Origin of the sequence: uncultured Cyclobacterium sp. (genome assembly GCF_963976465.1) — a bacterium.
In the GTDB taxonomy this organism is placed as follows: Bacteria; Bacteroidota; Bacteroidia; order Cytophagales; family Cyclobacteriaceae; genus Cyclobacterium.
Genome location: NZ_CAXBOC010000160.1, coordinates 1 through 10209, shown reverse-complemented (window position 1 = coordinate 10209; position 10209 = coordinate 1). Strand labels below are relative to the sequence as shown.

The 10209-nt window shown below is 37.1% G+C and carries 13 protein-coding genes; all 13 read left to right on the top strand.

From position 1 onward, the window contains the following. The coding region (locus AAC037_RS10730) for a DUF305 domain-containing protein (protein ID WP_339902991.1) at positions 1–457 on the top strand (457 nt) is incomplete at its 5' end. Positions 458–613: 156 nt separating this feature from the next. Further along, positions 614–982: a DUF302 domain-containing protein gene (locus AAC037_RS10725; RefSeq protein ID WP_014022560.1), complete on the top strand. Its 369-nt coding sequence runs from the start codon at positions 614–616 to the stop codon at positions 980–982. A gap of 27 nt (positions 983–1009) precedes the next feature. Further along, complete coding sequence (locus tag AAC037_RS10720) at positions 1010–1474, top strand: DUF302 domain-containing protein (RefSeq protein WP_014022559.1); 465 nt, start codon at positions 1010–1012, stop codon at positions 1472–1474. A 45-nt stretch (positions 1475–1519) separates the two neighbouring features. Further along, the gene (locus tag AAC037_RS10715) at positions 1520–1756 is read left to right on the top strand and encodes a hypothetical protein (RefSeq protein WP_014022558.1); all 237 of its coding nucleotides are present in this window, start codon (positions 1520–1522) and stop codon (positions 1754–1756) included. Positions 1757–1776: 20 nt separating this feature from the next. Beyond that, the gene (locus tag AAC037_RS10710; RefSeq protein ID WP_014022557.1) at positions 1777–2370 is read left to right on the top strand and encodes a hypothetical protein; all 594 of its coding nucleotides are present in this window, start codon (positions 1777–1779) and stop codon (positions 2368–2370) included. A gap of 80 nt (positions 2371–2450) precedes the next feature. Next, on the top strand, positions 2451–2660 hold the full coding sequence (locus tag AAC037_RS10705) for an SHOCT domain-containing protein (RefSeq protein ID WP_014022556.1): 210 nt from the start codon (positions 2451–2453) through the stop codon (positions 2658–2660). 127 nt (positions 2661–2787) lie between these two features. Then, positions 2788–3210: a rhodanese-like domain-containing protein gene (locus tag AAC037_RS10700; RefSeq protein WP_339902990.1), complete on the top strand. Its 423-nt coding sequence runs from the start codon at positions 2788–2790 to the stop codon at positions 3208–3210. A 28-nt stretch (positions 3211–3238) separates the two neighbouring features. Next, positions 3239–4513: an APC family permease gene (locus tag AAC037_RS10695; protein ID WP_014022554.1), complete on the top strand. Its 1275-nt coding sequence runs from the start codon at positions 3239–3241 to the stop codon at positions 4511–4513. Positions 4514–4827: 314 nt separating this feature from the next. Next, positions 4828–6045 (top strand): FMN-binding glutamate synthase family protein, encoded by a 1218-nt coding sequence (locus AAC037_RS10690; RefSeq protein ID WP_339902989.1) that lies wholly within the window; start codon positions 4828–4830, stop codon positions 6043–6045. A gap of 70 nt (positions 6046–6115) precedes the next feature. Next, positions 6116–7027: a potassium channel family protein gene (locus AAC037_RS10685; RefSeq protein ID WP_014022552.1), complete on the top strand. Its 912-nt coding sequence runs from the start codon at positions 6116–6118 to the stop codon at positions 7025–7027. Between the two features lie 250 nt (positions 7028–7277). Then, positions 7278–7934: a hypothetical protein gene (locus tag AAC037_RS10680; protein ID WP_339902988.1), complete on the top strand. Its 657-nt coding sequence runs from the start codon at positions 7278–7280 to the stop codon at positions 7932–7934. A 100-nt stretch (positions 7935–8034) separates the two neighbouring features. Next, entirely contained in the window at positions 8035–8520 is a 486-nt protein-coding gene (locus AAC037_RS10675; protein ID WP_339902987.1) for a hypothetical protein, read from the top strand. A 383-nt stretch (positions 8521–8903) separates the two neighbouring features. Further along, the gene (locus AAC037_RS10670) at positions 8904–9767 is read left to right on the top strand and encodes an AraC family transcriptional regulator (protein ID WP_339902986.1); all 864 of its coding nucleotides are present in this window, start codon (positions 8904–8906) and stop codon (positions 9765–9767) included. Positions 9768–10209: the final 442 nt, after the last annotated feature.

The following is a 10209-nucleotide window of genomic DNA, read 5'->3' as shown; positions in this document are numbered from 1 at the left end:
TATTGATCATTTCTGGTTTAGCGAAACAAGGCTTTTTATGACCCTGATAATGGCTGGAGCTATGATCATCATAATGCTCCTGTATATGTTGAATATGTATCAAAACCGAGGGGCAAACATCGCAATAATCGGGTTGGGTATTGTATTTATTGTCGGTGGTATAGGATTGGTAAGAAGTCAGGTCACCGTCACTGGGGTAGACTATATGGAAGGTATGATTCCACATCATTCAATTGCAATTTTGACAAGTGAGCGCGCGCAAATAAAGGATGTACGGGTAAGGAAACTCGCTAACGAAATTATTAAAGCCCAACGTAGGGAAATTATGGAAATGCAATGGTTGATCAACGACATCAGAGAAAATGGTGTGGTGGAGACAGAAGAGGAAAAGAAAAACAGACCCTTACCTGAGTTTGAAGGTAAGTTAGATGAAGAAACACGAAACATTAATGACTAGCTAGCTGATCTAAAGGTTGGAAGGTAGCAATTGATCGTCTCAAAGCGATAGACAACGTTTTAAGGGAGTAGCTAAACAGTTATGTAACAATTGTTACATCATTTTACGATTTAAATCACTACAATCCCATTGGATAGAAAACTAAAAAATTGAAAGATGAAATACTATCACGAAAAAACATTGAAAGACGCAAGCTTCGAGGAAGCGATCCAAAAAGTAACGGACGCCCTGAAAGAAGAAGGGTTCGGAATCCTTACCGAGATCGATGTAAAAGAAACCCTGAAGAAAAAGCTGGATAAAGATTTTCGGCCTTACAAGATTCTGGGTGCATGCAATCCGCCTTTCGCTCATATAGCATTATTAGCTGAAGATAAAATTGGAGCGATGCTGCCCTGCAATGTAATTGTACAGCAAGTTAATAATGGCGTTGAAGTCGCGGCAGTGGACCCGGTAGCCTCCATGCAGGCGGTAGAAAACGAGGGTCTCTCTGAAATAGCCAAGGAAATTCAAGCCAGGTTGAAGTAAGTCATTGAAAGTCTATAACCCCCTGTCATGAGCGATAAAAATAAAATAGCTGAGGAAAATTATAAGGAAAGCATGCATACGCCCTACGCTTTAAGCAGAAGGTACGGCTCGCTAACCTTTGAAGTTGCCGTGCAAAATGTAAGAGATGCATTGAATCAGATGGAGCTTAAGGTTGTCAATCACTTTAATCTTCATGATCATATTCAGGAAAATCTAGGAAAAGAAATAAATCGATACACAATATTGGGTGCTTGCAATGCCGAACTCGCCTTGGAAGCATTATCTACCGAAAATAAGGCTGGAATAATGCTACCGTGCAATGTTATTGTGCAGGAAATGGACAATGAAGGAATTATAGAGGTGTCAGTGGTAGATCCAACCGTGACTTTTTCATTGGCTAAAAATGAAAAGCTTACCACGATGGGTACCAAGGCCAAGGAAAGGCTGCATCAAATATTAGATCACATAGAAAAATCAAATGTCAAATTATGAAAAAGCCAAACATAATAATCATCAATTATTTTTACTCTTTTAATAATGGTAGCTCTTAGCAGTTCCTGTAGAAATCATAGTCAAAATGCGGATCAGAATCATGGCGACATGATGAATGATGAACAAACTGAAACGATGGAAGCTGATAATGATCACATGCATGAGGATGGGCAGTCTGACGAACACATGATGAGCGATACCACTTCGATGGACATGAACGAAGAAATGGGACAATATTGCAGGCTCAGGTACAATCCATCCCAGATTAAAAATAAATTATAGACCATTAAACAATAAAAATTATGAATACTAAAATATTAGCCATTGCTACCCTGCTCTTATTTTCATTAAGCTCCGCTTTGCAAGCGCAAAACGTAGAGAAAATGATGAAAAAGGAAAACAAGCAGGAAGAGGTCTTTGCTGCCATCATGAATGATGAGCAGATGATGAACAAATTTATGCATAAACTCTCCGGCAACCCTGAAGCGATGAAGGCCATGCATCAGCAAATGATGCAAAATCAGGAGCACCGAAAGATGATGATGAAAGATATGATGGGCAATAAGGAGGAAGGCCGGATGATGATGCAACAGATGATGGCTGACAAAGAAAAGAAGCAGATGATGATGGAAAAAATGATGGGTGACAAGGAGGCTAAAAAGCAAATGATGGAACAGATGATGGAAGACCAGTCCATGAAAAAGATGATGATGAAGGAAATGATGGAAAAGCATCACGACCAGATGATGGAGAAAATGACGGATAACCCGGACATGATGAAGAAGATGATGCAAAAGATGCACGACAAAGGTATTATGGATAAGAATTCAATGATGAAAGGGCATGAAATGATGGATAAAAAGAAAAAAGGAAAATCTGATAATCCTAATCAATAGGGTTTTATATCTATTTCAATCGGGAAGCCTGTCATTCACTCAGGTTTCCCTGTATTACTTACACTTAAAACACACAAATTATGATGTACGGATGGATCATCGGGACAATACTCGTGGTAGTTTTAATTGTGGCGCTGGGCAAAGGTGGCATATTTCAAAGGAATACTGGCACTACTGATGACGGTAACACTAATAATAATTCAGCGATGGAGACACTCAAAAACCGCTATGCCAAAGGAGAAATTGACAAAGCGGAGTTTGAAGAAAGAAAAACAGAACTGGAAAAATAAGTGCCTGGCATGAAATGATGAACAGCAATAAACCATAGTCATGTTCTGAATAGAATTAATTAATAAAAGCATTAAGAGAAAAATGGACATAACAGAAATAAGAACTCCTAAAAGGTCAAAAAATCATATGATTCCCAATAAGATAGGTACGGAACCTGATTTAGTAGAAGTTGATACTACATGGTGCAGTATTCAGCCAATGCAGGTTGCCCAGGGTGTGCTTACCGTTGGGGAACTGGAAGTACATCATCACCAAAAAAAGGATCTGCCCGTTATTGATGTCCGAAAACCGGATACTACCGGTGCGGTGAGCATTTCGGGTTCAAAATACATTCCTTATGACGAGTTAGTGGAAAGAATGGATGAGTTAGATGAAAATAATCCCACTATATTTTTTTGTAATGGTCCGCAATGCCCACAATCATCGACAGCCATAAAGAACCTTTTAAGCGCAGGTTATCCAGCTAACAAGATTTTGTACTACAGAGGAGGAATGCATGACTGGATTACTTTAGGGTTGCCTGTACAAGGAAGCCTTCAAGGAAAGTGATACTCATGAAAAGATTTTTATTTCTATAATGGGTAAATATAAGAATAACAGCCTATCACTCACAGGCGCTATCTCGCTTGGAACTGGGGTTATGATTGGAGCAGCCATTTTTGCCTTATTGGGGCAGGTGGCGGAACTCTCCGGTGCATTGTTCCCCTTCATATTTTTGGTAGGCGCAATTATTTCGGGTTTAAGTGCTTATGGGTATATTAAATTGTCAAACGCCTATCCCTCAGCTGGTGGAATCGCCATGTACCTCAATAAAGCCTATGGGAAAGGATTAACAACTGCATTTGCTGCTCTTTTAATGGCATTTGCAATGATTATCAACCAAAGCTTGGTAGCTAGAACTTTCGGTTCTTACACACTTCAGTTATTTGATGTGGGTAAAAATAGCCTATGGATCCCTACCTTAGGGGTTTCCTTGTTAGTGATTGTATTTATTATCAATATATTAGGTAATAAAGTAGTCGATAGGGTCTCCTTCATTCTGGCCATTGTTAAAATTGGTGGTATCGTTATTTTTGCTGTTGGGGGATTATGGGTAGCAGGCTTTTCACTCTCAGAAGCTGTACCAAAAGGTGTTTCAAACGATTATTCAACGATTAACTACTTGGGTGCATTGGCCTTAGCCATTCTTGCCTATGCAGGTTTTACCACCATTACCAATAGTGGAGAAGAAATTGTAAAACCCCACAAAAATGTAGGTAGGGCCATAGTGATTTCACTCATAATTTGCACAGTGGTTTATTTGTTGGTAGCCTTTGCAGTATCCATAAACCTTTCGGTTCCTAAAATAATTGAGGCGAAAGATTACTCTTTGGCGGAAGCATCAAAACCTGCATTTGGAAAGTATGGCTTGTGGTTTACCGTGGGGATTGCCATTATCGCTATTTCCAGGATGACAGCAATGTTAACAAGCATGAAACTGATTCCTCATCGTCACTTTGGGATGCCTGGTAACGTCCAGCAACACATGTTGGTTTATACTGTGGTAATAGCTATCGTGCTCACTATCTTTTTTGATCTGAGTCGTATTGCCTCTTTAGGGGCAATTTTGTACCTGATTATGGATGTAATTATTCAATGGGGCGTATTTAAACACTTAAGGAAAGAAATTAAAGCAAATGGAGCCATTCTTTTAACAACAATAGTCTTGGACTTTGTGGTGTTAAGTGCTTTTTTATGGAACAAAGGTAATACCGATTTATTTTTAATTGCTGTAGCTGTGATTTTCCTACTTTTAGTTTTCTTTTATGAGAAATGGCTTTTAAAAACGAATAGCAATAATAGAGAAAATTGATAATTTGACCCATGAGAAAATATTTTATTCCTACAACTATTATCTTCCTGCTGATTATCGTCCTGTTAATCATTTGGAAGCCCTATCATTGGTGGCTCGCACTTTTAATTGTTCCCCTTATTATTTTGGGTACTATTGATTTTTTTCAAAGGGGCGATACCATTCGAAGAACTTATCCATTGTTCGGAAGACTATCTAATTTCCTCGAAAAACAAAGACATGTATTGCAGGAAGTACTGCTTCTAAATAGAACTGAAGGAAAACCCTTTAATTGGATTCAGAAGGAAATAGTTTACAAGCGTGCATCCAATGAATTGATAAGTCAACCTTTTGGTACACAAAGTTCATATAAGAGATTTGGGCGAGAGTGGATGCTTCATGCACAATATCCAGAACAAAATGTTGAAGAGAATTTTAGAATAAATGTAGGCAGTTCACTGTGTAAAAAACCTTATCTATGCAGTATTCTAAACATAGGAGGGATGAGCTTTGGCTCCATAAGCAAGAACGCAACGCTTGCCTTAAATGGTGGGGCAAAGATTGGTGGTTTCGCTCAAAACACTGGAGAGGGAGGCCTAACAGCCTATCATAACGAATATGGGGCAGACCTCATCTTCCAGTTTGGTACTGGTTATTTTGGCTGCCGGGGTGAAAATGGAGATTTTGAAGATTTAAAGTTTGAACAGATTTGTCAAAATGAATTTGTTAAAATGATTGAAGTAAAAATCTCACAGGGTGCTAAGCCCGGTTTCGGTGCAATTTTACCAGCAAAAAAGAATACTGATGAGATAGCTAAATACCGGGGAATTAAAGCACATACAGAAATTCATTCTCCTGCCTACCATAGTTCTTTTTCAACAAACGATGAGTTAATTAGGTTTTTGGATAAACTCCGCCAATTATCTAAGGGAAAACCTGTAGGAATTAAGCTCTGCATAGGAAGAGAATCTGATTTCAATTCTATGATAGAAGCCTTTTCTTATCAAAATAAATTTCCTGATTTTATTTCTATAGATGGAGGGGAGGGGGGATCAGGAGCAGCAAATGTGGACTCATTACATTGGGTTGGTTCCCCGTTAGATGGAGCCCTTCATTTGGCGAACCAAACATTGATTAGGTATGGTCTAAGAAAAGAAATAAAATTATTTGCCAGTGGGAAGATTATTTCATCATTTGATATATTTAAAGTTTTGGCACTAGGTGCGGATGCTTGCTACAGTGCAAGAGGAATGATGTTCGCCCTTGGATGTGTACAGTCATTGAAGTGTAATCTCAATACCTGCCCTACGGGTATCACTACAATGAAGGCTGATCGTGTTGCTTCACTCGTAATCAGTGATAAAAAGCAAAAAGTGGCAAATTATCATAAAAATACAATTAATGGATTGAAGGAATTATTGGGAGCCTCAGGAATCAAAAATATAAAACAAATTTCCAAAGCTATGATTGCTAGGAAGGTGAATGAGCGAGAAACGGTTTTGTTAAGCAAATTATATCCTTTTGATAGTGATATTTTACATAAAAAGTTATAAACGCAACTTTTGAAACTAATGGGAACATTCCTTAACTATTTGTTTAACTAAAATTTAGAATTAAACGAAGATGAATATAATTATACTGTTTTTTGCAATATTGCTTCTATTAATAATTATATGGGATTTTTTCATTACAGTTCTATCCATAAGTGGAGCAGGTTTTGTTTCATCGATGATATCAGCCCTAATATCGACAGTATTTCTAAAATTAAGCCGTTTGCTGAAGAATAGGGAAGTGCTTAATTATTCTGGGGTTTCGGTAATTCTCTCTCTTATTATATGGTGGATTGGTGGGTTGTGGCTTGGTTTTTTTTTACTTCTTGTAAGCGATAGCGATTCAGTTGTAAACACTTCTACTCATGAAATGGCTTCTATTTCAGATAAATTTTACTACAGTGGGTACGTACTTTCTACTATGGGCAATGGAGACTTTAAGCCTGGTTCGTCTACTTGGCAAATAGTTATTGCATTCTTTCCTTTTTCCGGATTTATTTTTATCACCACTGCTATGACCTATCTTATCTCTGTGTCTTCTGCTGTTATTTTTAAAAGGTCACTTGCACATTCTATTACCGACATAATGGGGCTTGATAATTATGATGAAAGGATAAACTGCTTATATGAAAACACAGATAACATAAGAAATAGGATCAACCAACATAATCAGAATCATTTGGCCTACCCTGTGGTGCATTACTTTTATAGTTTAGATAAAAAAGCTTCTTTTTCGGTTGGCTTGTGGGAGCTAAATGCAATGCTTACCTCCCTTCAAAATGATCCTACTCAACCATTAAATAAACTGAAACCTCTCAATCAGGCTATTGATAATTATTTAAGTTCAATGGGGGAGGCATTTATTCCTAAAGTTCAAAGCAATAGTGAAAATGAAGGAGAAGATTCGGTAAAGAAACGTAGAAAACAACTTCAGAATTTATTAAAAAGTGATGGTTGGCATCTTAATCAAATAGAAATGTATTGAAAATTACAGCTTTCTTCTCAAATTGTCCTTTTAAAGGGGCCTAGACCAGTAGTATAAAAGAGGGTAATTTAAATGGATTGAGAGTGGATCAAGGAGCTTATATTGAAGAAATTTTAAGATGGGCAAGTGAATCCAAATAAATGCCAGGTAGTCGTAGATAGGTAGTAATATTATACATTTTAAATGGGATTTTGTAAAGGGCTTACTTATAAAAAAGGGTATATTTATAAGTAAATAAAATACAACAGATATGAAGAAGTTTTGGACCATAATATTTTTAACTTTTACGCTTTTTACAGTTTTGGCCCATGATGGCGAGCAGCATGAGGAAAATGCTCATCAAGACACCATCAACGCTGAAAGGCTAGTAAACGATTCACATTCTATAGATACACCAGAGGAGAGGACTATCCTAAATGAGGAAAAAAAACTAACTGCGAGTTTGAATGATTTCCCAAATCTGCATCCGCTCATGGTTCATTTTCCTATAGTATTATTATTAATTGGTGCTATTTTGGCCTTTGTGAATGTTTTTTTTCTAAAAATAGAAATAGATTGGGTAATCACCGGGCTTGTTTTTTTTGGTGCACTGGGAGCCTATCTTTCGGGAAGAACTTTTCACCCACATACCCATGATTTAACCTTGCATGCCAAGCAAGTGCTCGCACAGCATGATTTATGGGCCGATTGGACCATATACTTAAGTATAATTGGTTTTGTGACACAAATCATCAGTCAGTTTATCTTCAAACAAAAACGCTGGGCCGTTGTAGTGGTTGCCTTTTTTCTTATTGTATCTGGCTATTCTGTGTCACGTGCAGGTCATTATGGGGCTCAATTGGTACATATAGAAGCGGTAGGACCCCAAGGCAATTTCCTTGATTTAGAAGAAAGTCATAGTCATTGAAGGATAATGCTTCGAAACAGTGACAATAATCATGTTTTTACATAATTTTCATCTTTTGATTTATACCTGATTTTCACGATCTTTATGCTATAATTATTTAATGCCCAACGGTTTTGTTTTGATAAAGAAATTGCATAATATAAAACAAATTGTGATAACCCTGCTTCTTGCTGGGTTTATAAGTGTGTTTGTTTGCGATGCCCTTTGTGATTTTGGATTAATTTCTTGGGGAAATTACCCTACTTTTGTTAAAGAAGCGGATCATCATTCTATAAAAGACCAGGAGCATGAGCAATATGATGTGGCTAATGATCATCATCACGAAGATAGTCAGCCAGATGATGGTAGCGAGGAAGACGAGTGCTGTGACGAAGAAGTGAAAAACCTATATGCTTCGTTGATCAAATATGAGATAAGAGAACTGCCTGTGGAGACTCCTGTCTTTCACATGTTTTATCAGGTTTTTGCAATAAATTTTAAAGAAAAAACCTTTAATCAACAATTACTTCCATTTTTATTTACGAATCTGCCCCCACCTTTAAGTGGTATCCATATTCGTATTTTTATTCAATCCTTCCTCAATTAGCATTCATCTGTTAAGTAGGTGGTGAAGTCTGCGTTATCCTGTTTCGGAAACTTTGCCGTCATTTTTAAATTTATTCAATTATTCTTAACCGTTTTTTCTATGCAGAGCAAAGTATTTTCGGCCTTAAGTTATCGTTAAAAACATTCATTTGTGAATGAAAAATATAATTTTGACCGGTTATAGACTTTCGCGATCACTGGATTCTATTCAGAATTAGAAAAAGATTAACTCGAATTATGCAATCGTATTCGTAATAGCCTTCCTAGTATTGAATGGAGCGGCATTGCAATCACAGGAAAACAGCAAGGAATTTGTTGATTTAATGTGATTTAAGCACGAGTAATATTGGCGATTGCATATTTTCAGTTTAACCCATTGAACAGATGAAAACATTAATTCTTAATATAAAAAATATGGTATGCCCAAGATGTATTTTGGTTGTACAAAATGAATTAGAGGAACTTGGAGCATTAATTTCAACGATACGGCTTGGGTATGTTGCTATCCAAGTGCCAGATAATCTTAGCAAGGAAAAAATAGCCAGCAGATTAAATTCGTATGGATTTGAACTAATTGAAGACAAAGAAGAAGTCCTGATGGAACAGATTAAGCTTGGAATTCAACACTATATAGAAATCCTTGAAAAATCTACCAAAGAGGTGATGTTGTCTGATTTTCTGGCACACGAAATAGGTAAAAACTACAATTTTCTTAGCAAGCTTTTTTCAAAAATTGAGGGGCTTACGATAGAGACCTACTACATAAACAAAAGAGTGGACAGGGTGAAAGAACTGATAAAGTATGATGAACTGAACTTAAGTGAGATTGCTGTTAAGCTCGGATACAGTTCCGTCCATTACCTATCCAGTCAATTTAAGCGTGTTACCGGTCTTTCTGTATCTGATTATAAAGAAGTAATGAAAAACGAGAACCGGTACTACAAGAACTTATCTGAAGCACTGGGCGACTTAAGAGAAAAAGGCTACACCTATAATTTCAACAGGAAGGAAGATTGCCTGGAATGTAAGGATCTGTGTGCCAGCTTTCAAATTGAGGAATTGAATATTTCAGAGTTCTACCGGTTTGATGAAAATGAAGATGCAGCAGGTAAGTCTGTTATTTATGGGATCGAAACAAAAGATGGTTTGAAAGGACTACTCATTGACAAAAGCAACCTTCAAAACAGGGCCTTGTTCAGGAGACTTTCTGACAAGTTGAGAGATGGGTCTGGCGAAAAAATGGGTTGAAAATGATAACCTTAATCTCATACAATAAAGACAAGATTTCGAAAAAGGATCCTGCATTAATCCACTTATTTTTGATAAAGACTGAATAAAAAGAAAAGCTATGAATCAAACCAATTTTAACATTTCGGTCATAAAGGGGAAATGACTCTTTTACAAGGAATATACTTTACACATTGGCTATTATATGTATGATTTTCTTTAGCGTAAATATGGCAAAAGCTCAGGATTTATATCATACAGCTAATGGCCGTGTGTTGCTGATTGTTCCAGTTGGTGACTCTGTAATCAACCTGCATTCTCAAGAACTATTGCAGAACTGGGTTACAAAGAGGCTTGTTTTAAAATGACCCTTCCCGCCAATTCTTTGTATTCCGGTGTAGATTCTCTGGACGCGTCATTTCCTCTATGGAGGATGCTAAAATTATATTGGCGGGGCAGCTGA